Annotated in this window: 26 protein-coding genes; 5 read left to right on the top strand and 21 right to left on the bottom strand. The window is 44.9% G+C overall.

Translation table 11 applies throughout. From position 1 onward, the window contains the following. Positions 1-107: 107 nt before the first annotated feature. The 10 genes from V6D41_RS17920 to V6D41_RS17875 form a co-directional block, all read right to left on the bottom strand. On the bottom strand, positions 108-1,199 hold the full coding sequence (locus V6D41_RS17920) for a toxic anion resistance protein (RefSeq protein ID WP_333519145.1): 1,092 nt from the start codon (positions 1,197-1,199) through the stop codon (positions 108-110). A 15-nt stretch (positions 1,200-1,214) separates the two neighbouring features. After that, the gene (locus tag V6D41_RS17915) at positions 1,215-2,828 is read right to left on the bottom strand and encodes a YceG family protein (RefSeq protein ID WP_148962910.1); all 1,614 of its coding nucleotides are present in this window, start codon (positions 2,826-2,828) and stop codon (positions 1,215-1,217) included. Positions 2,829-2,859: 31 nt separating this feature from the next. Beyond that, positions 2,860-3,660, bottom strand: coding sequence for an HAD family hydrolase (locus tag V6D41_RS17910; RefSeq protein ID WP_333519144.1), 801 nt, complete (start codon positions 3,658-3,660; stop codon positions 2,860-2,862). Continuing rightward, positions 3,657-4,766 carry a cysteine protease StiP family protein gene (locus tag V6D41_RS17905; RefSeq protein ID WP_333519143.1) on the bottom strand — a complete coding sequence of 370 codons (1,110 nt, stop codon included), beginning with the start codon at positions 4,764-4,766 and terminating at the stop codon, positions 3,657-3,659. Before V6D41_RS17905 ends, V6D41_RS17910 begins: the two co-directional genes overlap by 4 nt. A gap of 6 nt (positions 4,767-4,772) precedes the next feature. Next, positions 4,773-6,083 carry a phosphoribosyltransferase family protein gene (locus V6D41_RS17900; protein WP_333519245.1) on the bottom strand — a complete coding sequence of 437 codons (1,311 nt, stop codon included), beginning with the start codon at positions 6,081-6,083 and terminating at the stop codon, positions 4,773-4,775. Beyond that, complete coding sequence (locus V6D41_RS17895) at positions 6,073-7,233, bottom strand: HpcH/HpaI aldolase/citrate lyase family protein (protein ID WP_333519244.1); 1,161 nt, start codon at positions 7,231-7,233, stop codon at positions 6,073-6,075. The genes V6D41_RS17900 and V6D41_RS17895 overlap by 11 nt, the downstream gene beginning before the upstream one ends. Positions 7,234-7,294: 61 nt before the next feature. Further along, the gene (locus V6D41_RS17890) at positions 7,295-8,068 is read right to left on the bottom strand and encodes a TerC family protein (protein WP_289346403.1); all 774 of its coding nucleotides are present in this window, start codon (positions 8,066-8,068) and stop codon (positions 7,295-7,297) included. 51 nt (positions 8,069-8,119) lie between these two features. Beyond that, a complete protein-coding gene (locus V6D41_RS17885; RefSeq protein ID WP_087993118.1) occupies positions 8,120-8,698 on the bottom strand; it encodes a TerD family protein in 579 nt (192 codons plus the stop codon). A 35-nt stretch (positions 8,699-8,733) separates the two neighbouring features. Further along, positions 8,734-9,315 carry a TerD family protein gene (locus tag V6D41_RS17880; protein ID WP_087993117.1) on the bottom strand — a complete coding sequence of 194 codons (582 nt, stop codon included), beginning with the start codon at positions 9,313-9,315 and terminating at the stop codon, positions 8,734-8,736. Between the two features lie 23 nt (positions 9,316-9,338). After that, on the bottom strand, positions 9,339-9,941 hold the full coding sequence (locus tag V6D41_RS17875; protein ID WP_253268799.1) for a TerD family protein: 603 nt from the start codon (positions 9,939-9,941) through the stop codon (positions 9,339-9,341). 286 nt (positions 9,942-10,227) lie between these two features. Here V6D41_RS17875 and V6D41_RS17870 point away from each other — a divergent pair, with 286 nt between their 5' ends. Further along, on the top strand, positions 10,228-11,223 hold the full coding sequence (locus tag V6D41_RS17870; RefSeq protein WP_333519142.1) for an LLM class flavin-dependent oxidoreductase: 996 nt from the start codon (positions 10,228-10,230) through the stop codon (positions 11,221-11,223). A gap of 38 nt (positions 11,224-11,261) precedes the next feature. Here V6D41_RS17870 and znuB read toward each other — a convergent pair whose 3' ends face one another. The 6 genes from znuB to V6D41_RS17840 all read right to left on the bottom strand — a co-directional run bounded on the left by znuB (position 11,262) and on the right by V6D41_RS17840 (position 17,706). Next, positions 11,262-12,104, bottom strand: a complete 843-nt coding sequence (znuB, locus tag V6D41_RS17865) for a zinc ABC transporter permease ZnuB (protein WP_087993114.1) — start codon at positions 12,102-12,104, stop codon at positions 11,262-11,264. After that, on the bottom strand, positions 12,062-12,757 hold the full coding sequence (gene znuC / locus V6D41_RS17860; protein WP_148962904.1) for a zinc ABC transporter ATP-binding protein ZnuC: 696 nt from the start codon (positions 12,755-12,757) through the stop codon (positions 12,062-12,064). The genes znuB and znuC overlap by 43 nt, the downstream gene beginning before the upstream one ends. 54 nt (positions 12,758-12,811) lie before the next feature. Beyond that, complete coding sequence (locus V6D41_RS17855; protein ID WP_333519141.1) at positions 12,812-13,798, bottom strand: metal ABC transporter substrate-binding protein; 987 nt, start codon at positions 13,796-13,798, stop codon at positions 12,812-12,814. Between the two features lie 186 nt (positions 13,799-13,984). Continuing rightward, positions 13,985-15,676, bottom strand: coding sequence for a glycoside hydrolase family 13 protein (locus V6D41_RS17850; protein ID WP_333519140.1), 1,692 nt, complete (start codon positions 15,674-15,676; stop codon positions 13,985-13,987). A 24-nt stretch (positions 15,677-15,700) separates the two neighbouring features. After that, a complete protein-coding gene (locus V6D41_RS17845) occupies positions 15,701-16,477 on the bottom strand; it encodes an SDR family oxidoreductase (protein WP_333519139.1) in 777 nt (258 codons plus the stop codon). 107 nt (positions 16,478-16,584) lie between these two features. Next, entirely contained in the window at positions 16,585-17,706 is a 1,122-nt protein-coding gene (locus tag V6D41_RS17840) for a Rap family tetratricopeptide repeat protein (protein WP_333519138.1), read from the bottom strand. A 122-nt stretch (positions 17,707-17,828) separates the two neighbouring features. Between V6D41_RS17840 and V6D41_RS17835 the strand changes: the two genes are divergently transcribed. Beyond that, positions 17,829-18,332, top strand: a complete 504-nt coding sequence (locus tag V6D41_RS17835; protein ID WP_333519137.1) for a M15 family metallopeptidase — start codon at positions 17,829-17,831, stop codon at positions 18,330-18,332. Positions 18,333-18,338: 6 nt separating this feature from the next. On the opposite strand, the gene V6D41_RS17830 is transcribed toward V6D41_RS17835, so the two are convergent. Further along, the gene (locus V6D41_RS17830; RefSeq protein WP_333519136.1) at positions 18,339-19,700 is read right to left on the bottom strand and encodes a YcdB/YcdC domain-containing protein; all 1,362 of its coding nucleotides are present in this window, start codon (positions 19,698-19,700) and stop codon (positions 18,339-18,341) included. A 186-nt stretch (positions 19,701-19,886) separates the two neighbouring features. Next, the gene (locus tag V6D41_RS17825; RefSeq protein WP_333519243.1) at positions 19,887-21,266 is read right to left on the bottom strand and encodes a YcdB/YcdC domain-containing protein; all 1,380 of its coding nucleotides are present in this window, start codon (positions 21,264-21,266) and stop codon (positions 19,887-19,889) included. A 185-nt stretch (positions 21,267-21,451) separates the two neighbouring features. Between V6D41_RS17825 and V6D41_RS17820 the strand changes: the two genes are divergently transcribed. Both V6D41_RS17820 and V6D41_RS17815 read left to right on the top strand, forming a co-directional pair. Next, the gene (locus V6D41_RS17820) at positions 21,452-21,592 is read left to right on the top strand and encodes a hypothetical protein (RefSeq protein ID WP_333519242.1); all 141 of its coding nucleotides are present in this window, start codon (positions 21,452-21,454) and stop codon (positions 21,590-21,592) included. Between the two features lie 12 nt (positions 21,593-21,604). Beyond that, complete coding sequence (locus V6D41_RS17815) at positions 21,605-22,669, top strand: DUF4352 domain-containing protein (protein WP_333519135.1); 1,065 nt, start codon at positions 21,605-21,607, stop codon at positions 22,667-22,669. 37 nt (positions 22,670-22,706) lie between these two features. Here V6D41_RS17815 and V6D41_RS17810 read toward each other — a convergent pair whose 3' ends face one another. The 3 genes from V6D41_RS17810 to natA form a co-directional block, all read right to left on the bottom strand. Continuing rightward, the gene (locus V6D41_RS17810) at positions 22,707-23,639 is read right to left on the bottom strand and encodes an aldo/keto reductase (protein ID WP_333519134.1); all 933 of its coding nucleotides are present in this window, start codon (positions 23,637-23,639) and stop codon (positions 22,707-22,709) included. Positions 23,640-23,774: 135 nt separating this feature from the next. Next, positions 23,775-24,935 (bottom strand): ABC transporter permease, encoded by a 1,161-nt coding sequence (locus V6D41_RS17805; protein WP_333519133.1) that lies wholly within the window; start codon positions 24,933-24,935, stop codon positions 23,775-23,777. Further along, positions 24,936-25,676 (bottom strand): sodium ABC transporter ATP-binding protein NatA, encoded by a 741-nt coding sequence (gene natA / locus V6D41_RS17800; protein WP_333519132.1) that lies wholly within the window; start codon positions 25,674-25,676, stop codon positions 24,936-24,938. A gap of 142 nt (positions 25,677-25,818) precedes the next feature. On the opposite strand from natA, the gene natR reads away from it, so the two are divergent. Next, the gene (gene natR / locus V6D41_RS17795) at positions 25,819-26,520 is read left to right on the top strand and encodes a two-component system response regulator NatR (protein WP_333519131.1); all 702 of its coding nucleotides are present in this window, start codon (positions 25,819-25,821) and stop codon (positions 26,518-26,520) included. The last annotated feature ends 1 nt before the right edge of the window (position 26,521 follow it).

Raw genomic sequence — 26,521 nt, 5'->3', positions numbered from 1 at the left:
TATGCAAAATGATTACCGTTTAAGTTTACAACTGTCTTTACACAATGTCATTAACTAAATGGTGTAAATATAAAACCCCCGCTTATATTTCACAAGCGGGGGGCTTTTTATTGCTGCAATGCTGCTTTTTTAATATTATCCTGAAGCTCGGCAATTCGTCTTGCACCATCTTCGCGGAGGCGTTTGTTTTCTTCTTCAATTTGTTTTGTTTCCTGCATACCGCTGACGATCGTGTTCCAAGACGATTCAATCGTTTCAATATCTATGCTTGGTCTGCCGGCCATTCTGGCAATTTCAACACTCTGGCTCGAGATGTTTTCCGCATTTCGTTTCAGCATCTCGTTTGTCCGGCGGTCAAGCTCGCTCATAGAGTCAGCCACAAGCTTTTGCCGTTTTACTGTGACAGCCTGAATAATGCCGTTTTTGAAAATCGGAATGGTGATGATGAAAGCGGAGTTGATTTTTCCGATCAGCTTCGCATTACCGCGCTGAAGAAGGCGGATTTGCGGTGCAGTTTGAAGCGCCACCATTCGCGCCATATCAAGGTCGTATACCCGCTCCTCAAGCGCCTGAATGCCGTTGCGCAACGTATCAAGCTGCATTTGCGCAAGCTGATTTCCGCTTGCTGCTTTTTCTTCATATGAAGGGAGAATGGACTGCATCTCTTCCAACTTCATTTGTCCGGCAACAACGTATTTTTCAAGCTCCATATAGTAATTAATATTGTTTTCATACATTTCATCGAGCGTATAGTTTGTTTTGGTCATCTCATCTTTATATTTAGAAATCTCAACGTTGATTTTTTCAATTTCTCCGCCGAGCGTCTGGTACTTTTTAAAGATTTTCTCAATCATGCTGCCGCCGCGTTTGAAAATTTTAGCCATCAGTCCCTTTGGCTCGTCAAAATCGTTTTTGTCAAAACGGTCCATGATTTTTCCAAGCTGGGTCAGCATCGTGCCTGAGTCTGTCACGCTTGTCGTTTTCATCATCCCCAAGATGCGGTCAGAGAACTTAGAGATTTCAACGGCCGGCTCCTTTCCGTACTCAAGCAGCTCCATTTGGTTTTTAACGTCAATTTGTTGTACTAGCCGTTTCACCTCTGGTTCCTGGCGGAGCTGCAGACGGATATCGTCAGCTTTTTGCTGGGAAATTTCTTCGTTTTTATCAAGAATAAGCGGGTTTTGATTTTCTGTTGTCATGCTTTTCTTCTCTCCTTACTTTTGGGTAATCGTTCTGAACAGCCTTTTTACAAGTGAAGGCTCCTTATAGTCCTGCTGAAACACCATGTCGTCCAGCCAGTGGATATCATACTGATCCTCTTCAATAAACTGCTCAATGTCTTGATGGCCGGGAGGGTTATACATGATGATATCGATTCCGATTTCATTCAGGAACAGCAGGGCGGCAGCATCTGAACGCGTGAGTCCGCCGCTCATTTCCGTATGATATAAAACGAGTTTCGGAACAGTTTGCGCATAGTCGAACATTTGAATCAATTTCAGCAGCTTAGCAGACAGGTTCGTTGTTTGTTTAAACAAGTAAATTTGAACATCCTTGACTTGTTCCTGATGCAAAGCTTTAAGACGCGGGTGCCTGCACATTCTCGAAATCGTTTTGGCAATGGCTGCCTGAACGCCCGCCGGAAGCTGCTTGTACTGCCACACATTGCTTGCCATCAGCTTGTCCGGATCAATGTTCCCTTCATGGTCTAGCGCGTGGCTGTAATGAAATTGATAGTTCGATTTGATTTCTTCTGTAAACGGAAAGCTTCTTACCATTTCTGTTTCCTGATAATCCTCTAATGTATGAAGCCTATTCCAATATTCTTTATGGTCTTTCGACACGCCCATGATTTTGGCGAATACATTCGGGATCTCAATGGAATGTTTATCGGCTTTGAAATTCGGCCGAATGAAGGCCCGCTCTTTTGCGATTAAAAACAGTTCATCATAGGTCGTTTTCAGCGTAACAGACATCGGTGTATGATCCCTGAACTGCCATGGCTTGTACAGCATGGATTCCTCATGATTCAGCACATGTTCAATTTCCTTTGTTGAGCGGTAGGCTACTGTTGATTTCCGATCCGGTTTTTCTTTTGGAAACGGCTGAAGCTCCGAAACATCAGGGAGCTTTTCCGTAAAACTGAGCTCCTGCTTCGGATCGACAAGCGCCAGCTGATCGGTTCCCGCCGGATGGAACAATAGGACATCGCAGCCGGCTAACATCAGGTAATATAAGAAATAGAGCTGGCTCTTCGTTGCGTCTCCGTACCAAACAACTTTTGGCATCTCCCGTTCTATATCGGTTTTTTCCAGCCAAGGATTCAGGTGATTCAAAGAAAACTTAGAGACATCAAGCAATACTCTGCGAAAATCAGGATGATTCAGCCCCTGCTCATGATGGTCTGCAAAGGTATGTAAAAGCGTCATCAATGCTTTTCTCAAATGGCGGTGCATGAGGGGGTTTGTATGCTTCGCAATCAGCTGCTCCCCGTCCAGAAAGGCGACAAAACGGCTGACCGACAGCCCTTTTTCTTTCTGGTTGATGGAATGAATATGCTGAAGCGCCTGAAACGTTTCCGGCGCGATCGTTTTATCAAGCGTTTCGCTTAAAATATAAATATGATCCTTAACCGACAGCTCATACAAGTCGTTATAATAGTCCGTTTCATCTATGGGCGTACCCAGTATTTGTCCGGCGAGCCTCGAAAAAGATAGCCCGTGTTCCTTCTCATAGCGGTCCCGCTCAGGCAGCGTCTGAAACAACATGTTTTTCCAATCACCGTCGGCGGGAACTGTTTTATGAATGATTAACTCTTCTTGTCTCATCATATCCTCCTTCCTGGTCTGTTTGTATGCATTATACTTGTTTTAATCGGGTTATTCGGGATAAAACAGACGCTGTGATTTCTTCACCTGCCATCATGCCGCTTGCTTTCGTTTTGCGTAATTCCGGACAGTGGCGCAGCACCTCGCCATGAGCGGGCGCGATGCCGAAATCAGCTTCCTGAATCAGTTCAAGATCCAGCAGCGAATCTCCCGCTGTATAGATTTCATCAAGCGAAAGCCTCGATTTCAGATATTCTATCGCCCTCCATTTATTAAGCGGCTTCGGAATAAAGTAAAGCTTTCGCCCCTGCAGGGATACCTGCCATCCCTTTTCAGCCCCCCACTCCTTCACAGCAGCGGGATCGATGCCGGCTATTTTCTCTTCGTTCAAGATAAGATAGACAAAATAATGATATGCCGTTCGGGTTCTTTCAACCGCTTGTGCTACAGACAGACTTGCGATTTCTCTCAGCATAGCCTCAATCGGCAGACACGATGCGAGCTGCTCTTTTATGAACTCGTCCCACTCTTTCAGAGGCTGGCCGTCCTTTAAAATACAGCCGCCATTCGTAGTCACAGCATATTCGGGCACAATGTCCTGCTGAAAACAAACAATTCTCTTATACTGCTCATTTGTGCGTGTGGTGACAGGAATAAAATAGTGATCCTTCTGAATTTGCCTTACGTTCTCTTTTGTCACTCCCGAGATATAAGAGATGTCACGGCCGTTCAGTGTTTCTATCAGCTCAACCCCCGCTTCCTTATCAGGATTGCTGATCATGCGCCTCGAGTAAATTAATGTTCTGTCTAAATCACTGGCGAATCCGTTCATAGGCTTTTCTCCGCCGGACGAATCAGCCCGCAGCAGCGATATGACATATTCTTGTATTCTTCCACAGGCACGCCCCGATCCTTCGCAAGCAATAAAATATGCTGCAATGCTTCTTCAGCACCCGGCTGAATGAGTATTTTCCAAGGCACTCTTCGCAAAAGCACGCGGGTCGTTTCCCCAACACCCGGCTTAATCAGATTTGTGTTGCTGATGTCGAATTGCTTTTGGATAGTCTCAATGGAAGCTAGACCGTTCCAATCTGGTTTCACACGATCGTTGTGCAGCCTAAGTGCCAGGCGTTCTGCTTCTTTATGAATAGACGGAAATTGCTCCGCTATCGTTTCAATATAGAGATTGGATACATCCTCTTCGCTGAGCTCTTTGTAATATTTCGCCCCGTGAAAATCAGCCGGCCCGATCCATGTTTCATTTAAAACCGTGCGGCTGACAAGTCCTGATACAGTAGAGTTGAGGCAGGCGCTAGGAATCAGAAAGTCTTCCTTCGTTCCATAAATATCCGCGCAATGCCCCGGATCGGCAAGCACCGCGATTTCAGAAGACAACCTTGTTCCAAAGCGTTGATTAAAGCGTTCTACAGAGCGGATCAGTTCTTTCGTGATGGCGCCTTTGCCTGTCCATCCGTCGATAAACGCAACCTTGCCATCCGGATGATGCTTCAACATATAATGCAAGGCATTTTCATCAATTCCCCTGTCCCGAATGATAGAGATGCTGTAGTGCGGCAGCGAGACATGATACTTCATTTTGATATAACGTTTGATCAGGACACCGATCGGCGTGCCTGCTCTTGCCAAACTGCACAAAACCGCATCTTTCCCGCTTTTTTTATAAATCTGCTCGGCAACAACTCCCGCCGCTAATGCGACCTTCTGTTTGCTGTCTTCCAGCGAGGCATAAAACAGTTTCATGTATTCATCTGTCGGCTTGTATTCGATCGGCAGCATTTCTGAATAATGGATGCCGCTTTGAATTGACTTCTCCCGTTCTTCCGTACTTTTTTCAATGGATACAGCGGACAAGTCTTTTAATAGAAAGGTCACATCTTCTTCTGGATAGCTCCCAATACGGTCAATAACGTCTTTCAAATCAGATCACGCCTTTCCTGAGAGAGTTACAATGTGGATATGAGGCACTTCTTTTTCTTTGAAAATATCAAAAATCGGCTGTAACGCCTCATCCGAAACGTTCTTTTCCAGACAGAAAAAGACTTCGTCATACGCTCCGGCAGGAAGGTTATAGACAAAATGGCGAACCGCCTCATCTTCCGGATTCATAAATGAATAACCGTTTTGCACGGCATAACCTTGTTTTGCAACCGGGTGAATCGGACTGCGCGTGGTAGAGTGATAGGAAACCGAACCGCCAAGCTTTGAGGCGATTTTCATTGGCAGATACATCAGCTCTCCCGTTCCAAGCACGAGTGTTCTTTTGCCCTTCCGATATTGTTCGATGTAAAGCGCTGCTTGGCGGCAAGCTTCGTGAACAGCCTTTCGCTCAGACGGCTTTACGCCAAATCGCCCTGTTTCTTTCACGTAAGAATGAACGTTTGCGGATGTTTCCGGCTGATAAGGAACGGATGTGAAGAAATCCGATATATCAATGTCCGTTCTGTTTATCGCTGTTCCTTGCGGCTTCGGGCTGTAGTTGCAGGAGGACTCGGACAACGGCACACCCTTAAAGGAAATCCGCCCTGATAATAAAGCAACGGTTGAAATTGTGACGCCTAATTCCCGTTCAACCTCTGCGTATGCCTTCTTATGCTCCTCCGTCCGCCAATCCAATAAAGACAGGACAGCGTATTCTTTGCGCGGAAATTTGGATTGGATATCCCGAATAATATGTAATGCGGTTTTCCCTGTGGTGATTTCATCATCTACAAGAAGAATCGGACAGCTGTTGTTCATCATATCTGGTTCTGCGTAACACAGCTGATCAGTGGCATGGGAATGCTCTTCCACAAATGTGATCGAAGGCTCTGTGTTTCGGATCTGTTCACGTGTTGTATGGACAAACGACGCTTGTTCAATGCAATCATAAACCGCGTGTCCAAGCGCCGTCGCCGTTTCCGCAAACCCGATTACAAGCGGCGCTTCGTCCAGTGTAACAGGGTGCTGTTGAAGCGTTTGATAAGCAGCTTGAAGCTCGCTTTCCGTTTCTGAAAGAAGTCCGTTCAAAATCTCGTTTTTTTCCTTTATCTCCTGTCCGGTTTTCCGCTCAGCGTATTCCAAGGCAAGCAGCCCGGACGCTAAAAGCGGCTTCAGCGGGTGAACCGGGATATGTTTGCCCAACACTTTGCTGACAAATAAAAAACCCCTTTTTTTATTCACTCTTGCCGCCATCTCGAATAATGCTTGTTCAGGTATGAAAAGCGGGTTGTCTGTGACCGACAGATCAACCGCCATATTGTCCAATATTTGAAGGGTTTTGCTGTTCGTTGAGCAAATCGGTGAAAGATCGGTTTTCATGATACACCCCATAAATTTCTGATTTTAATAAGATTTTTTCAGCCCATTTCATATGAGGCTTGATTTCATTCATTTTGTTAGAAAAATGGCTTTTCATCACGCCGATTGAACCGTTTCCGTGATGAATAATGCTTAACGCATCCATATAGTCTTCCTTTGTTACAACATACAGGCTGTTTACAATTTTGAGATGGGTCGGATGAATGACCGTTTTCCCGTGAATGCCATTGGCGATGTCAAGTTCGGTTTCCTTCACCAAACCTTTTACATACTCATTCAGCTCAACTGGCGGGTGCGTCGATAGCAGATGGGGCTTTTGCGATGCCTGAAAATACTCCCATACAGGGCCTGAAATAACGAACTCCCGGCCGAAGTAATTGATGATATCTGACATAAAGTCCGCAATCATGCGGATATCATATATCGTTTGCTCCGACTTTCTTCTGATGCCGTATAGTCCGCATAAATCAGTCGCACCAATCCGCACATTTAAGATCAAGTCCTGATGCTGATGCAAAATCATACTCAGTTCAGACAAAGCAGCAGCCCTTGTCTCTTTCATTAACAAATCGGGTGTTTCTAATATCGGCATGCCGTAAAGCGGCACTGTCATGTCACCGGATATGCCTTCAAGTGCTTCAACATAGTCACGGGCGTTTTCCGCTGAGAATTTTGGGAAGACAAATCCTGTTAACAAATGGAGTGCAGGTTTCAGGGAATCGGCTAATTGCAGCAGCTGTTTCGGAGACCGTACACGCACAAACATAAACGGGAGATGGTCCGGCTTTATCTTGCGGTGCTGGATCGCCTGCTTAATCAACTCTAATTGGCGGCTCACATTATGTTCAGCCCGCTTGACCTCATGATCTCCAATCGCATCCTCCAGGCAGAAAACAATAGATGATAAATCCTCATATTTGTGTTCTGTTATCATCGCCGCTATGTCCGGGCGGGTTGCCGGCATATATAATACGGCCCCCAGTGCGTGCTCAAGCAGCTTCTTAGGCGCCTCTTTCATGACCTGCTTCGGCGCTTGATAAAATACATTTTCTTCTTGATGTGTTGATAAATAGTGGAAATACCGCACACACGTCACCTCTTTTCTGTAACAAAAAAGGAAGGACATAAACCTCCCTCCTTGTTTTGTTTTATTCTTCTTTTGACGCGGCTGTCTGTTCGCGCACTTGCTTTTGTTTGTTGATATAGTGAATGATAAATGTAATCGCAAAAGCAGCGATAATGATAATGAAGAATACAGAGTGCGGCATTTCGTAATGGAAGGCACTCCCGGCCATTTTCAGCGCGATAATTCCGATTAACACGAATGCTGTGTTTTCCAGCTCAGGAATTTTATCAATCAGTACAAGAAAGACTTTTGCCACTGTACGCATCATTAATATACCGAGCATACCGCCGACCAGAAGCACCCATACTTTTTCAGATACCGCAAATGCGGCCAGAATGCTGTCCACAGAGAAGGCAAGGTCCATCAATTCAACTGAAATAACAGTCGCCCAGAAAATACCGAACGTGCGGACCATCCAAGAGTTTTTCTTCATGCCGTCCGTTTCCTCATCGTTTTCGCCGATCCAGAAGTGCTTAATGACGAGCCAAGCCAGATAAAGCGCGCCAAGCACCTTGATCCACCAAAACTTGATGAGGAGCATACCGAGCCCGATAAAAATAAACCTGAAAATATAAGCTCCAAATAAACCATACGTTAACGCTTTTTTCCGCTGTTTTTCCGGCAGGTGTTTGACCATCACCGCAAGAACAAGCGCGTTATCGGCCGATAAAAGGCCTTCCAAAACAACAAGAGAACCGATCAGACCCCAGGAAACAGGATCAGACAACACTTCCCCCCACATTTTCCAATCGAAAAATGAAGCATACGTAGACATGATATGATGTAAAAAGTCCAAATTTTTTCCTCCTATTAATTGAAAACGGTGACTTCTCTATTTGTCACTCGCTTACACTTGCAAACCGTAGTTCCGGCACAATGCAGCCAGCCCGCCGGAAAAACCGCTGCCGATCGCATTGAATTTCCACTCCTCGCCGTGTCTGTAAAGCTCACAAACGACAACGGCTGTCTCAATAGAGAAATCTTCTCCCAAGTCGAAGCGAAGAAGTTCATTCTGCGTCTCTTCGTCCACAACGCGTACAAACGCATTGGAAACTTGTCCGAAGTTTTGGCTGCGTGCTTCCGCGTCGTGAATGGTCACTGTGATACCTATTTTCTCAATGTGAGCAGGGATTTTTGAAAAATCAACGATGAGCTGCTCATCATCTCCGTCACCTTCACCCGTGCGGTTGTCACCCGTATGGATGACACCGCCGCTCGGATGCTCAAGGTTATTATAGAAGACGAAATCGAGATCGTTCACGCAGTTGTCATGCGCATCAACTAAAAAAGCTGAAGCATCCAGGTCAAAATCGTGTCCGCCTGAGTACTTATTTGTATCCCAGCCTAAACCGATCACCGCTTTTGTGAGTCCCGGATTTGTTTTCGTTAAATCAACACGCTGTCCTTTTGCTAATTGAATAGCCATACTGCCTCTCCCCTTTCTGCTCTTCGTAATCCGTCCTAACCAACTTGCAAGCCGAAGTCTGTTGCGATGCGGGCAAGGCCGCCTTGGTAGCCTGAGCCGATAGCGGAGAATTTCCACTCGCCGTTATGTCGGTAAAGCTCTCCAGCGATAATTGCTGTTTCAATAGAGAAATCTTCCGCCAGATCGTAACGGATGAGCTCTTCATTTGTTTCTTCATTGACGATGCGAACGAACGCGTTTGACACTTGTCCAAAGTTTTGGCTGCGCGCTTCCGCTTCGTGAATCGTGATGACAAATGAGATTTTGTCGATATTGGCAGGTACGGCGCTGAGATTCACTTTTACATTCTCATCATCGCCTTCGCCAAGGCCTGTCAGGTTATCGCCTGAATGAACGACTGAACCATTGCCGCCTTCAAGCTGGTTGTAGAAAATAAAATCATTTTGAGATGCGCATTTTCCAGACGCATCTAAAAGAAATACACTTGAGTCAAGGTCAAAGTCATGTCCGCCGTCATACTTATTCGTATCCCAGCCTAAACCGACAACAACCTTTGAAAGACCTGGATTCGTTTTTGTTAAATCTACTTTTTGTCCTTTTGCCAATGAAATTGCCATGTTTCATCCACTCCTTTTTTCTTTTATACGTATTTGCTGATAATATCTTCTAATCTCGTATCGTTTGTGCCTTCACCGATCGCCGCGAATTTCCACTCGCCGTCCTGGCGGTAGATTTCAGCCGTAATTAAGCTTGTTCTGCCGGCATAATTGTCTTTTAAATTGTATTTGAGCATTTCTTCATTTTTAGATTGATCGACCACACGGATAAACGCATTTTGAATCATGCCGAAATCTTGTTTTCTTCTGACACAATCATAAATATTAACAACAAATACAAGCCTGTCGATATTTGCAGGCACTTTTTCTAAATCTATCATAATTTGTTCGTCATCACCCGCACCGTCGCCTGTCAGGTTATCGCCTGTGTGTTTGACACCGCCGCAGCGGCTTTTCAGGTTGCCGAAATAGATGATATTTTTCTTATCGGTGAATTTGCCGTTTTCCAGCATCAATACTGAAGCGTCACAATCGACATTGGGTCCGCCCCCGCCGAGAAGCTTTCCGAAAAAACCGCCTCCGCCTGATGAAACCGGGTCCCAGCCGAGACCGACCATCAATTTTGATAAGCCCGCTTTTCCTTTTGTTAAATCAATACGCTGTCCTTTTTCTAAAGAAATCGCCACACGATTCACTCCTAATCATCAAGATGTGAATATAGTCACATTTATTTTTACGTACAAAGGGAAGATGAGTATGCCGTAAATTATTAATAGATACGTTTGTTATTATAGCAAAGTTTCATAAAAGTTAAGAATAATTGACGAAAATCCTCGAAAAAAACTTCCATATTTGATGTGATTTTTGCAAATCATATGAATTGTGATTCTAAAACAAACCATTTGACGTGAGCGAGTCATTTTGCCTATTCTTGTGTCACATTCTAAAAACAGACAGAAAGGAAGCGGCCTTTTGATTCATTTCAGCATACTTGACCAGGCACCTGTTTATAAAGGAGAAAGCCCTGTGACAACTCTTCAGCATTCGGTTGAGCTTGCCCAATTAAGCGAACAGTGGGGCTATAAGCGTTATTGGTTTGCCGAACATCACAGCACGAAAGGACTGGCAAGCACGGCGCCGGAAATTATGATCGCCCGCATCGCGGCACAGACAAACACGATCCGTGTCGGGTCAGGCGGCGTGCTGCTGCCCCAGTACAGCCCGTTTAAAGTGGCCGAAACCTTTCGCCAGCTTGAGGCCCTGTATCCCAACCGGATTGACCTCGGTGTCGGGCGTTCCCCCGGCGGCACGACAAAAACCCGCCTTGCGCTAACGGACGGGGTGAAAAAAAGCTTAACCGATTTCAACAGACAACTGCAGGATGTCTCTTATTTTCTCACGGATTCGCTTCCTGCCGGGCATCCGTATGCCGGAATCAAAGCGGCGCCGCTTATTGAAACTGCACCGGAGCTATGGGTGCTCGGTCTCGGTGAAAACAGCGCAAGACGCGCGGCGCATCAGGGGATTGGATATGTGTTTGGGCATTTCATTAACCCCGAGCGAGGAGAAAATGCATTTCGTGTTTACCGGGAAAACTTTCGGCCGTCAGCTCATTTCTCGTCTCCGTCCGCATTGTTTACGATTTTTGTCATTTGCGCAAAAACAGATGAGGAGGCAGAAGAGCTCGCGTTAAGCCAGGATTTATGGCTTCTTCGCGTCGGAAAAGGCTTGGACAGCCGCGTGCCGAGCAGCGAGGAGGCAAAAACGCATCCCTACACAGAGTCCGATAAAAAGCTCATAGAAGAAAACAGAAAGCGAATGGTGATCGGTTCTCCAAACACTGTCAAACAGCAGCTTTTAGAGCTCACAGAGCGTTATGAAACAAATGAAATCATGGTTCTTTGCAATGTGTTTGATTTTGAGGCGAAAAAGGAATCATATGAGCGTCTTGCCGGGTTGTTTCTATAAAAAAAGCAGTTTTTCCGATGGAAAAACTGCTTTTCGTGTTACCGGCGCCCTTTTTTACGCAGGGCTTCTTTTTTGATAAACGTCCAAACGCCCTGAACCGCAAATCCAATCAAAAGCAGAACGATCAAAAGCAGGGTAATAGACGGCCCTGGCGGCGTTCCGAGCTGATAAGATGATGTCAGTCCCATAAAAACGCTGAATAACGAAATGAGTATAGCTGCGATAAATACCATGTTAAAGCCTTTTGCAATTCTAATGGCGAATGCTGCCGGCAATACGAGCAGGGCTGATACAAGAAGAACCCCGATGATCGGAATAATGACTGAGATCGCAAGCCCTGTGACGATACTGAATGACATCGACAGAACGTTTGTATTGATTCCGGACGTTTTTGCTGTTGCTTCATCAAACGTCAGCAGGTAGAGCGGTCTTCTCAGTACGATAAAGTAAAGCAGGATCAACAGTGTAATGATGCCGATAATATAGACCTGCTGCTGGTTTACGGTCACGAGCGATCCAAATAGGTATTGATCAATGCTCATATTGGCTGTGCCTTTTGAAAGGCTGATTAAAAACATCGCGAAGGACAAACCAGCCGCCATTAAGATGGCAATGGAAACTTCTGAATAGGTCCGGTATGCCCGCCGCATGTATTCAATCCCGATTGCGCCGACGGTCACAACGACGATGCTCGCCGCGGTAATATTGGTGCTGAGAAAAAAGCCGATGGCAACACCTGACAATGAAATATGTGATAGTGTGTCAGCCATTAAGGCCTGTCTTCTGAGAACGAGATACACCCCTAAAATCGGGGCCATGATGGCGATCATGCCGCCTGCTAGAAAAGCTCGTCGCATGAATTCCAAGTCAAACATTTCCATCCGCCTTTTTCTCCTCTCTCTAATCGAATCACTTTATCTAAAAATTGCTGCACTTCATTTTGTTCATGAGTGACCATCACAACTGTGCGGTTGTGATTTTTCACGAGATGGTGCATAAATTCGTAAAATCCTTTTCTGCTGTCATAGTCAACGGCTGTTGTCGGTTCGTCCAGCATTAAGAGATCCGGATTGCTTGCAAGCATTCTGGCGATACAGATTTTCTGCTTCTGTCCGCCTGATAAGTCGCCGATTTTCCGATCGCGGAGCTCCCACATTTCCACCATTTTCAACGCTTTTTCCACTTCGATATGATCTTCTTCATTTAAACGTTTAAACCATTTCCCTTTTGTGTATCGTCCTGACTGCACAAGCTCCAGCACCGTACTTGGAAAACCGGCATTGAATGAAGAAATTTGCTGCGGGACGTAGCCTATCGTCAGGCGTTTTCCTTCTGTATTCCTTTTACTGATCGTCACCGTGCCTTCCCACGGTTTCAGCATGCCGAGCATGACTTTCATAAGCGTCGATTTAGCGGCGCCGTTTGGGCCCGTGATGCCGACAAACTCACCGCTTTCAATATCAAGTGATACTTTATCCAAAACAGGCGTATGGGAATAGCCGAAAACGATATCTTTCAATGAGACGAGATTCATGTCAATCTTCCTTTCTCACAAAGAAATAGTGTGCACCCTCCGGCGCACACTATCTTATGATTTATCCAATAGTGAATCTTTAAGGGCATCGAGGTTTTGTTTCATAATGTCGATATACCCTAAACCTTTATCTTGTTCTTCTTTGCTTAAGCCTTCCAGTGTATTGAGCACTTCAGTCTTTGCGCCGATTTCACCGGCCAGCGTTTCTGCGACCTTTGAGGATGCAATTTCTTCAAAGTAAATGACTTTTACGTTATGTTCTTTGGCATACGTTTTCAGTTTTGCTAAGTCGGCTGCGCTCGGTTCTTGGTCAGGCGAAAGCCCTGCAATCGGAACCTGCGTCAGACCGTATTCTTTTGCCAAATAGCTAAAAGCTGTATGCTGTGTGATAAATTCTTTTTTCGCCGCATTTTTTACGGTTGTACGATATAGTTTATCAAGATCCTGCAGTTTTGCAATATATTCTTTACTATTTTTCTCATAGTATTCTTTGTTATCCGGGTCCTGCTTTACGATTTGCGCCGTAATATTTTCAACTTCCTTCTGCGCCAGAACAGGGCTGAGCCATACGTGAGGGTCCATTGCATGGCTATGGCTGTGGCTGTGCTCATGCTCCTCGTGCTCTCCGTGTTCTTCATGCTCTTCGTGTTCTTCTTCTTCCGAGCCTTCCATTAAATCAATGCCTTTGCTCGCGTTGACGAAAACGGCATGGCCTTGGCTCATGCTTTTTTCAGCTGACGGAACCCAAGTTTCCATGTATTCACTATTATAAACGAACAAATCAGCATCTTGAATGTTGGCAATGTCTTTTGGCGTCGGTTCCCAATCATGCGGTTCAACGGAAGATGGAATTAACAAATCCACATCTCCTTTATCTTTTACAATTTGTTTCGTAAATTCATACATCGGGTAGAACGTTGTGACAATGTGCAGTTTATCATTCTTAGAATCCACCGACCCTTTTGTTGATGAATTGCCGCATGCTGCGACTAATAAAAAGCACGCTGCAATCACAAACAAGCCGCTCCATTTTTTAAACATATCGTATATCCCCTCTTTTTCACATGAACTTTAAATCAAAATGATAACGATTTTGTAATCCTATATCATAATAAACCGAAGTCATTACGTTTTGCAAGAGTAATTTTCGTTTTGATGTTATTCTTCCCGTCTATGGGGCGAATATATGTACTTAAAAAACCCGGCTAAAAAGCCGGGCGGGCTGAGTCATTTGATTGTTTTGTCCAGAAGATATACTCTGCTCTCGTAAGGCTGAAACACCATTTCGTCAGCCAGATCACCGTTGTTTTTATAATTGCTGAGAAGCAAGGATGCCTGATCCTTTCCGCAATGCTTAGGCCAACGGAAAACAGCCTGCTCTTTTGAAAAGTTATTGACCGACAAAAGCTGCTGTTTTCCATTTTCTCTCATGTATACAAACAGCTTCGGATCATCCGGAAGCAAAAGATCATAGCTTCCTTTGATGAGGTCAGCGTACTGCTTTCTCAGGCTGATCAGCTTTTTGTAGTAGGTTAAGACCGAATCAGGGTCTGCCTGTGCTTCCTCCACATTGATAGTCGAGAAGTTCGGGTTGACCTTCAGCCAAGGCGTGCCGTCAGTAAATCCGGCATTCTTGCCGCTGCTCCACTGCATCGGTGTCCGGGCGTGATCCCGGCTTTTGGCTAAGATCGATCTCATTACATCTTCTGGATCATAGCCTTTTTCAAACACCCGTTTATGATACATATTGACCGTTTGGATATCTTTGTAGTCCTCAATTCGGGTAAACGGCGCGTTTGTCATCCCGATTTCTTCTCCTTGATAAATATACGGCGTGCCCTTCATGAAATAAAGAACGGCGGCCAGCATTTTCGAGGATTCTTTCCGGTATTCCCCATCGTCTCCGAATCGCGACACAATCCGGGGCTGATCATGGTTGCACCAAAACAATGTATTCCACCCTTCATATTCAAGCTTCTTTTGCCATGTTGTCAAAACAGACTTTAAATCAGAAAGCTCAAGGGGCTTTACATCCCAATGTTCTTTTCCCGGCTGCTGGTCAAGCTCCATATGCTGAAAGTGAAAAATCATGTTCAGTTCATGCTTATCTGTTCCCGTATACTTCAGGCCTTCCTCCGGTGTGGCGTTTCCTGCCTCTCCGACGGACATGACATCATATTGAGAAAATACTTTATCTGTCATTTCTTTTAGATAGTCATGAATCCGTTGGCCATTTGGCTGGAAAGACTTCGGCTCTGCCCGGTGGTTAATATAGTCCTCATACGAAGGAAGATATTCTTTCTTAGAGATGAGATGGAGCTGATCAATCCGTAACCCGTCCACCCCTTTATCAAGCCAAAATCTCATCATGTCAAATACCGCTTGGCGCACCTCAGGATGTTCCCAATTTAAATCAGCTTGTTTGACGGCATTCATATGGAGATAATATTCTCCCGTGTGCTCCTCGTATTGCCAGACCGGGCATCCGTAGTCAGACAACCAGTCCGTCGGCGGGCCGTTCTTTGTGCCGGGGCGCCAAATGTAATAGCTGCGGTATTTGCTGTTTTTGTCCAGCTCCGCTTCTTTAAACCACGGGTGCTCGACCGAGGTGTGATTTAACACAAAATCCATCACCAGCTTTAATCCGCGCTGATGCACCTGGTCAAGCAGCTCGTGAAAATCGTCCATCGTTCCGTATGAATCCATAATCGTCTTATGATCTGTCACATCATAGCCATAATCAACATTCGGAGAAGGATAAATCGGGCAAATCCAAATCACGTCTGCTCCGAGTTCCTTTATGTAATCAAGGCGGGAAATAATTCCCCGCAAATCTCCAATTCCATCTCCATTGCTGTCCTGAAAGCTTCTCGGATAGACTTGATAGACCACCGCATCCTTCCACCAGTCTGTCTTCATCCCGCAATCCCCCTGTTTTATATTTCATTCAAACTGAGACGGATAGAGTGTCATTCCGCCGTCGACGAAGAGTGTGGTGCCGGTCACATAGCTCGCTTCCTCAGATACGAGCCAAGCCGCTGCTGCTGCCACTTCTTCCGGCTTTCCGAAGGCATTCATTGGGATTTTTTTCAATTGTTTTTGTCTGCTCTCTTCCTTTTTCGTATCCACATTTGATTCTGTGGCAATGGTGCCGGGCGCTATTGCGTTGACGCGAATTCCTTTATCCGCATAATTGAGCGCCAGCGTTTCTGTCATCATCTTGATGCCTCCTTTCGTCGTGGAATACTGAACATTGACGGGGCGCGGGATCTGCTGGTGAACGCTCGAAATATTCAGCACGTTGCCTTTGATGTTGTTTTTCATCATGTGGCTAAGGGCTGCTTTTGCTCCCAGAAAGGTTCCGGTGATGTTGACATCAATGACTCTCTGCCAATCTTCAAGACTCATCTCATGCGGCATAGCCTCCGCGCCGTTAAAACCCGAGTTGTTCACCAGAACATCGAGCGTGCCGAAATGCCCTAAAGCGGTGTCCAAGAGCGACTGAATCCCTTCTTCTTTTGACACGTCCGCCTCAACTGCGACGGCTTTCCCTCCGTTATCCTTAATGATGTCCACCGTTTCATCGGCTCCAGACGGGTCGCTGTGATAATTCACAACAACATTCATTTTCTCCTGCCCGAACCGTTCCGCAATGGCTTTCCCGATTCCTTTTGAAGAACCTGTCACGATCGCTGTTTTTCCGGTTAAATCTTTATACATAAACGATATCCTCCTCTGATTTTCCATTATGCAGTGGAAAATACCCCATTTTTCCGGGTTGAAAACAGCATAAAAAAGCAGAGAACCTGTATGTTCTCTGCCATTTTCTATCGAAAACGCTGCTCAGCAAGCTTCTTTTTAATATTCATCAGCCTGCGGTAAAAGAAAGCGGCGGACTCGTAACGTTCTTGTTGATTGAAATGTTCCGCTGTATCATGCAGCAGTTCTTCAGCATCGGCAAGAAGCTGGCGGGATTCCAGCAGGTCGAAGCATTCTTCAAGCACCTTCCAGTCGCCGCTGCCAAGATAAAGCTCATGAATGAGGCGGAATTTCGTCAAGTACATGTCATCTGCCCATTCAGCAGCGCTCTTGATCCCACGGTCATATGTTTCTGCCGCTATGTCGTATTTTCCCTGTTTACAGTAGATATGGGTCAGAGAAAAAAGGGCTTGTACGGCCTGCTGAAAGGTGTGCTCCTCAAAAATGGCGGCGGCTGTTTTGATATAGCCCTCCGCTTCATCGAAATCTCCCAGACTGTACTTACAGTGTCCGACATTGTAATGGGCAGCGGCGATCATATACGATTCTTCAAGCTGCCTTGCATGATCTAAGGCACTGCACAAGTGTATCAGCGCTTTTTCATAATGATAAACATCGGTCAAATTTCCGGCAATGATAAATTCACACTGCACGCGGCGGCGCCCGTACAGCTCATACTTCGTATAGATATCAAGCGCCTGGCTCGCATAATTCATGGAAAAATACGTTTGTTTGATGTGATAATACACTTCTGCAACCTTAAAAAGAAACTCAGCTTTTTCGATCTCATCCTCGACATACTCAAGCTTTTCCTCGGCATGTTTATAATGGTCAATCGCTAATATGAAATTTTTCTGTTTAAATTCGTACATCCCTCTGAAATAATAAAAGTAGTATTCCAATAAGCCTGTGAGTTTTTGCTGATTGCTTTCAATTTCGTTCAGCATATCAGAGAACGGAGGCTTGGTGTCGCTGTCTTTCACCGGCATCAGCTTATCCAGCATGATTCGATGCCGGAATTCCATCAAAGAAAAATATAAAAGCAAGTCCTGATTTTCTTCCATGTCTTCTAAATCATATTCGATCTCCTGCTTTAACGCTTCTGCTTGATCTGCTTCAAATGCGCGAATGAGCTTGTACCATTCGTTTAGCTTTACTGCTACTTCCTCAGATGGAATCTTTGCTCTCATCTATCTGCCTCCTTCCTCCTGCTACTATTTATGTTATATTTTATCATAGCTGTTCTCTTTTAGAGAGAGTCAATCGCTTAAAAACGAAAACAATAAGCACATCATGAGAAAGTGAGACCGATATGAAATTATCCGCAAAAATATCCGTTATCTTATGTATTCTGTTTCTTCTTGATCTGTGTTTTAGTTATATACGAAACGAATGGCATTCTCAAAACGCCCTGCAGAATATGCCTGTCCCTTCTGATCTTCATCCGATTGTGAAACAGAACGCCGATGCTCTCAAGGCCGCAGCGGCGAAAAAAGGCATTAACGTTGTCATTACAGAAGGATTCAGGTCCTTTAAGGAACAAGACGAATTATATAAACAGGGGCGTACAAAAGAAGGGAATATTGTCACCTATGCAAGAGGAGGAGAATCGTATCATAACTATGGTTTAGCTATAGATTTCGCCCTGCAAAAAAAGGATGGCAGCATCATTTGGGACATAGAATATGATGGCAATCAAAATGGAAAATCAGATTGGCTGGAGGTTGTCGAGATTGCTAAGAAGCTCGGTTTTGAGTGGGGCGGGGACTGGAAACGATTCAAGGACTACCCCCACTTGCAGATGATTCCTGACTAGACACCCTCACAGCCTTTTCTTTTTCCTTATGTGCGCATCAATGTAGGAAGGATAAACAGGCTTATACACCAGCTTGTAATGCTGAACACTGCCCGCTGTAAAATCAGGCTGCCATTCCAGCTTTACATCAAAAGCGGCTAAAAACGTTTCTCTCGCTTCTTGAGCTGAAACATCCGGTCTGTGATTGATTGTTTCTAATTGTTCAGGATCAATATCCGGCGCCATAAAAGCATCTATTATTCCGGTTTCCGGATTGACAATGATTCGGGCAGCACCGAACCGCAGCGGCACTTCTTTATACCAGACAGAAAAATGATTGCGGACCCTCCCTCTTTCATCAATTAGGATGGGATTCACTTTGAAAAACTCAGCCGCTCTAGGATAGAGCGCATATAAAAATTGAAGCGCTGTCCTTTGGCATTCTTCTGTTGAGCATTGGCGGGTGTTCCGCTGTTCCATAAAAGAGAGCGCTGCTTTTAACTTCCCTGTTCTTTTGTCCGTTTTGATTTTGATTGTGTTTTTATTTCTCGTTTCAAAATAACTCCCTATGCTTAAATCCTTCCGCTCCGGCGCAGTTCCTTCGCGCCACGTGCTTCCCATTTCTTCTCCAAAGTCCTTTTCACTGACTTTCTGCATATCAGGGGTGAAGCCCAGCATCGTATATATATCGATTTTTTCCGTATTCTGAAGCGTCGGCAGGGGCGTCCCGTTTTCTATTCTTTCATCAGCGATATGCTGGTCGGGAACGATTTCGTCTACATCGGCGGGATAGCTGTATCCCGGCAGAATCGGTTCATACAGAAGCCTTGGTGCCTGTTCGCCATCTATGACATCGTACACCAGCCGCAAAGACATTGTATTTACGTAATGGGACACAACCTTCTCTTTTGCTACAAATTCCTTTGGAACTTCGGCTTTATGCCCTTCTCCGTAATATAAAAAATGGACAATCTGTCCGCTGCGTGTCATATCAATCAAAAAGCCTGAATTGGGAAGCGGAAGCCCCAGTTCCATTTTGGCATATATAAAACGGATGCGTTGTCCCCGTTCTTCCTTGCCCTGAAAATGAAATTTCATAAATGTGCCGGGATGGTTGGCAGCAGCAAATTGAAGAGCCTTCAGCTTCAGCTCGGCATCTGGGAGCTTTTTGTCTGCCTCGGAGCGCACGGTTGTTGAAAAGGTGAGCAAAGCGCCGTCATTTCCAAGTTCAACTGTAATGTGCTTTTCAGGATCTTTAGGGTCCTTCCAGATAAAGTACGCCTGCCCCTTTTTCTTTTGCTTTTGGTCGTAATCTTCTATCTCAAGCTCATAATGCGGCGGTACATTCCCGATTCCTTGCGCCTTCTTTTTCAGCTGTTTATTAACCAATGAAGTCATCCTTTCAAAAGAGTCTACGACAAAGAGAATCCTGTTTATTATATAAAAGGACCCTTCTTCATTTAAAGTGAAGAAAGGTCCTTTTATATTATTGTCTTTATTCTCTAATATTCTTTCTGTTACTTTCATCACACGTCATCTTATATATTTGCGGCATTTGTGTGGCTTTTCACTGTTTTACCAGACACTCATCACTGGCTCTCCTGTATGGGCTTCAATAAAACGCGGATACACCGGCTTGTAGACGAGCCGGTAGCTGTTTTCTTCATCATCACGGTATTCCCTCTCCCAGCTAAGCTCAACTTCAAAATTCTTCCAGAAGATAGACTTCGCTTGTTCTGCTGAAATAGCCGGAACCGGATGAATAGTTTCCAGCTCCTTCGGGTCAATATCCGGCCCCATATAAGCGGTAATGTGGCCTGTCTGGCGGCTGACGCAGATTCTGGTCTGTCCAAACCGGAGCGGAACACCATGACAGTGCGCTTCAAATGTAAAACCAGCGACTGCGTTTTCTTCTTCATCCGGTTCGTCGTACCTGATCTTAAAATATTGATCGGCATTCGGAAATAAAGCAAACAGGAAGCGAATCGCAATTTTTTCGCACTCTGCCTCAGTTACTGTTAACGGCCCTTTTTTCTCCATAAATGACATGACACCTTCGAGTTTTCCGGTATCTTTGTTATGGATGGTTTTCAGCACTTGATGAACCCCTCCTCTAAACCAGCTGTCCATGCTTTTATCCGCCGGCTGATATACAGGATCATCCGGATTCCGCCAAACGGTCCCGATTCTCCCGTCTCCCAAATCCACTTCCCGCTCTTTGACAAACTCTTTTTCGATGCCGATCATGCTGCTTAGATCAGCCTTTTCATAAATGTCTTCGAATAAAGGAAGAGGAAAGCTTTCACGCTCCCTGTCATCGTCATCAAATACTCGTTCTTCTTGAATCAAATCCGCGGGCACGGTGATGGCTCTGCATTCAGGCTCATACACCAAATGCGGCTGATCGTCCCCGTTTTTGTAAACAGAACGATGAAGAACCTCAAATAAAAGATCGAACTCTACATCCCTCTTCATGAAGGCAAGCGCCTCTTCGTAATCGGCGACCCGCTTTGGCTTCATCACGCTGCCTGCTTTCCCGTAATAGCGGAAGTAAATGATCTCGCCTGATAAGGTGATATCCGCCATAAATCCGCTCATGGGAAGAGGAAGACCGTCCTCTATTTGAACATATGAAAATCTCACTTTATCGTCGGAGGTACAGTCATTTTCATCACGGACAAAGGCAGAGAGCGCTCCGGGATAATGAGTCTCGACAAATTGGCGCATGATATTCTCTAATTGCTCTTCAGACAGCCTTTTTTTGCTCTCAGGCTCAATATCACGGGAAAGGGACGTAAGCTGCCCGTCCGGATCAAGTTCCACGATAATACCGATGTGTTCATCGTGAGGATCTATCCAACAAAAATAGGTTCTTTTCTCATCATCGCCATAATCTTCAATTTCCAGTTTTAAGTGTTCCGGAACCCGGCCGATTTCCAGTGCTTTTTGTTTCATTTCCTCTTTGTTCAACAAGACGCCCCCTCTAACTAATCAAAAAGTAATAGTCTAAAATACACAAATTTCTGAGTTTACCAGTTTTACCAGAACATTTTTCACCAAAAATAGGATGATGAACCTATTCAATATAAAAGCCAATAATCTTAAAATTAAATCCGTTGTAACTTTTTATAGGTCCATTTATAACAAAGAAGGGCGGAGTTTCCATAAAACCCGGTGAAAACCGTGAGAAAAGAACTGATTTTTTTGGTTATTTGATGCTAATCCATTCAAAAAGATCCATTTCTCAAAGACAAAAGACTCCCTTACCCAAAACCATTTGAGGAGGAAAAAGAATGTTCCAGAAAAAAACGCACGCTGTTTTCCTAATTCTTCTGCTGATGATGTTTACAGCCGCTTGTTCCGGAAGCAAAACAAGCGCGGAGAAGAAAGAGTCAGAAACAGAAAAAAGCTCAGATATAGCTCAAGTCAAACTCAAAGATGTCTCTTATACACTGCCGTCTAAATATGATAAGTCCACTACAGATGGCCAGCTTGTGTTAAAAGTCAATGTCGCTGTGAAAAACACAGGGAAAGAGCCGCTGAATGTAGACAGTATGGATTTCACTTTGTACCAAGACGATACCAAAATGTCTGACACAGACCCTGAAGACTATAACGAAAAGCTGCGCAGCAGCACGATTAACGCTGATAAATCCGTTGAAGGAAGCCTTTTCTTTGTTGTAGATAAAGGCGAGAAATACGAGCTTAACTATACGCCGGAATCTTACGGTGATAAAAAGCCAAAATCAGTTACTTTCAAAATTAATGGCAAAGACAAAAAAATCCTTGCAACAGCCGATCAGCTACAAGACTCTGCAAAAGCATTATCGGCTTATGTTGACGTCCTTCTTTTCGGTAAAGACAACGCTGATTTCGAAAAAATCACCGGTGCCAACAAAAATGAAATTGTACATGATTTCAACGAATCAGCCAAAGACGGCTACCTCTCTGCTTCCGGCCTTTCAAGCACATACGCGGACAGCAAAGCGCTTGATAATATCGTGAACGGCATTAAAGCGGGATTAAGCAAAAACTCTTCCATCCAGGCGAAAACAACATCGCTCTCTAAAGACGAAGCAATTGTTGAAGCCACTATCAAACCTGTAGATGCGTCTTCGCTCTCAGACCGCATCGAAGACAGAGTGAAAGACTACTACAGCAAGAATGCTGGCGCGAGCTATGAGGATGCTGTGAAATACGCGCTTCAAGTATATCCTGAGGAATTCAAAAAGCTCGGACCGGCTTCATCTGAAAAAACGGTTGAAGTGAAAATGAAGAAGAACGACATCGACCAATGGCAGCTTGATATGGACGATTACAGAGCGGCAGAATTAGTCGAAGCATTCATCAAAGAATAAAACACCAAAAGGAAATAGCCCGCGGCTATTTCCTTTTTTATGTAAAAATCCCGCTGATAAATTCCACTTCATCTTCGGTCAGTTCAATGTTCAAGGTTTTCAGGTTATCTTTCAATTGCTCTGGACGCTTAGCGCCTGGAATGATGGCGTCTATCGCCGGTCTCGTTAACAACCACGCCAATGCGACATGTGCCGTCTCCGCTTGTTTTTCCTCCGCCACCGCTTTCAGCTTATCTACTTTTTTGAGGTTGTGAATAAACGTTTCTCCCTGAAATTGCGGCTTATCCTTTCTAAAGTCATCAAAGACCGTATCTTTCGTGAATTTTCCTGTCAGCAGTCCGGACGCGAGCGGAAAATAAGGAATAAAAGATATGCCGTGTTTTACACAGTATGGAAGAATCTCCTTCTCGGCATCACGCTGAATGAGAGAGTATTCTGCCTGGAAGACCTCCAAATAACCGTCTGCATTAAATTCCTGCAATTGCTGATCATCGAGGTTTGAAGCGCCGATCGCTTTGATTTTCCCCTCATCCTTCAGCTCCTTCAGCGTGCCCGCCACTTCAGCGAGAGGCGTTTTGCCATCCGGGAAATGAACATAATATAAATCAATGTAATCTGTTTTCAGCCGCTTCAGACTCTTTTCCACCTCGCCGCGAAGAAACTCCCGGCTGTTGTCTATTTCAATGCTGCCGTTCACTTCTTTATGGGCCCCTTTGGTGGCAATCATGAGCTCATTCCGTGCGCCGCGTTCCTGCACAACTTCGCCGATTAATTCTTCAGAACGCCCCAGTCCGTATATAAAGGCGGTATCAATAAAATTCACGCCGCCATCCAATGCCGTTCTCACCAAATCCTTCCCTGTTTCATCATTCAGGTTCGGAAATAGATTATGTCCGCCGACCGCGTTCGCGCCGAATCCGATGCGCTTCACCTGCAGCTTCGTTTTGCCAAGAGTACGTGTTTGATCCATTGTTTCTTCTCCTTCGAAACCAATTTTGATGAAAAATAGTGCAGGGTCACTTTCTGTATTAGATATCCTTTTTCTATTTTCCTCCTTTTATCAGGATATACAAAAAGGAGAAAGTGTATTTCTCCTTTTGCAAGTTTATTTTGGCAGAACCCATTTGTCCTTCAAGAAGCAGGCTCTGGCTAGTAAAAAGAATATGGCGATGAGCACGGCGATGGTTCCTGACGTATACAGAATGGCAGCCGGGTCAATCATCCCGAATAAAAGCTGTTTGAATAAAGCGTGCAGGTTCAGAAATGGGATGAAAAAGTATGATAAATCAAATTGGTTCGGTGCCTTGCTGAGGATGAAAAACATCGGGAACACAGGAAGAAAGACGACAAGAGACATATAGCTTTGCGCTTCTTTTACCGAGCTGGAAATGATGCTGATGAAAAGCTCCATCGCAGAGATCAGCAATGCAGAAAGCACGATGATTAAGGCGGAAGCGCCGAGCACGACCCACATATGGTCTCCCAGCTGGAAGGCGGTCCTTAAATTTTCGGTAAATAACATGGTGGACAAAATCAAAAACACCAAAGCCAATACGCCTGAAGCAATTCCAAAAGTGGAAACCGCCAGCCACTTGCCGACCAGCACTTTGTTTCTGCTGACCGGCGTCAACAGCAGCGCCTCAATTGATTTTCGATCCTTTTCCCCGGCCATGATATCAAGAGCAATCGGCATTGCGCCGGAAACAATGGATGTCAGAATCAGCATGGGCAGAATGGCAGAAATCATAATAGCCGAAGCCTCTTTCTCCTCGTCCCCTTCCTTTTGCTGAATCGTAAACGGCTGGATTACCGATTGATCAATATGCTTATTTGTTAAACGGTCTTGGACAATTTCATTTTTGTACTGATCTAAGGCAGACTGCACAAGCTGCATGGCATTTGACGAGTCTTGATCGATTGAATTACCGTAAACATCAATCTTAAAAGGCGTCATGCTGTTGACATATGAATCGAACTCTTTCGGGACGTTCAGATACACATCTGCTTTTCCGTCATCAACCGCCTCTTCAGGATTTGTAAATGTTTTTACGCTGATCTCGTTAATCGCATTGAGCTTGCTTTCCAGTGCGGACGGCAGAGAATGGCCGACAGCCAGTGTGTATTGCTCCCCTTTGTCGGACAGCATGCTCTCATAAAAGAATACAAGCCCAAGCATTGTAATCATCGGAACTAAGATCGTGAGTAATATCGTTTTTCTATCGCGCAGCGCGTCGATCATTTCTTTTTTATAAATATGGCTCAGCATTTAAGAAATCCCCCTGACAAGCTTAGACATAAAGATGTAATTCAAATCGTTGCTTCGCTCGCTCTCGTATAATGATTCAAGAGCTCCCCGATAAATCACCTCTCCGCTGTGAATCATGATGACACTGTCACAGAGCGCCTGCACTTCCTCCATAATGTGACTTGAAAAAAGAATGGTTTTTTGTTCTCTTTTCAGCTGTTGAATGAATTCGCGGAAAATGTTGCTGGATGTAATATCAAGCCCTGTTGTCGGTTCATCAAATAAAATGATGTCCGGATCGTGAATCAGCGCTCTGGCAATGGCGACTTTCTGCCTCATGCCTTTCGAAAACCCGCCCACTCTCCTGTTCATATAATCGCGCATGCCGAACCGTTTCGATAAATCTTCTATTCTTGCTTTGATTTCGTGACGGTTTAACCCGTACAGCCGGCCGATGTATTGCAAATTTTCTTTAGCGGTCATCCGGTCGTAAAGTCCGGTTTCTCCTCCGAATAAGACACCTATTCTTTTTTTGACCTCGGCCGGCTGCTTGACCGTGTCAAAGCCGGCTACTGTGATTGCACCCTGTGACGGCTCAAGCAAGGCAGCAATCATTCTCAGCATCGTTGTTTTGCCGGCACCGTTTTCTCCGAGAATGCCGACGACTTCTCCTTTTTGAATGGTTAAGCTTACATCTCGCACCGCTTTAACTACTTTTTTCTTATCATGAAACCTGCGGCTGCAATCGGTCAGTGTAATCATGTCACAATCTCCTTTTCGTTATTTCTAGTAATGACTATATACGAAATGCTGGATTTGTTGGATAAAGTTGTCGCGAAGAGTTCTTTTTATGTCGCGAAATAGGATAGAATAAAGATGATTCTATGTAACTAGGGGAATGATAATGGTAAAAGTCGGACTTGTCGATGATTATCGAGTAGATTTAGAGAAACTGGAAGCGATCGTGTCCAGAATACAGGATGTCGAAATGGTCTTTTCGACCGATTCAGCGGAGGAAGCCTACAGGCGGGTGAAGAACGGAGACATTGATCTGCTGCTTGCCGATATCGAGATGCCTCATATGTCTGGGTACGAGCTTGCTGATTTGATCAGATCCCATTCGCTTGATGTGGATGTGATTTTCGTCACCGGCAACGGCGGCTATGCCGTTCACGCCTTTGACCTGAACGTCCATGATTATATTATGAAGCCGTACCATGCTGACCGGCTGAAGGCTTCTTTCGACCGTTATGTGAAAAAGAAAACGGAAACGAGCTTGAATGGACGGATATTAATTAAGCAAAAATCTGAAATGCACGTCCTGCAAAAGAAAGATATCATCTTCGCAGAACGGACGGGACGTTCGACGACGATTGTGACAACCGCCGAAGAGGTGCAGACGTATCAAACATTAAATGATATTAAAGGCGACCTGCCTGAGAAGGATTTTCTCCGTTCGCACCGTTCTTTTATTATCAACATTCATTACATAAAGCATTTTTCCGCTTATACAAAGCATTCATTTACGGTCGCCTTTGAGGGAACGCCTAAAAAAGCGATGATCACTAAGCAGCAGCTTGATTATTTTCAAAACTACTATTTTTGAG

It is taken from the genome of Bacillus sp. 0102A (assembly GCF_036765155.1).
Taxonomy (GTDB): domain Bacteria; phylum Bacillota; class Bacilli; order Bacillales; family Bacillaceae; genus Bacillus; species Bacillus subtilis_G.
The sequence above is the reverse complement of the archived record's forward strand: the minus strand, read 5'-3'. Positions and strand labels throughout refer to the sequence as shown.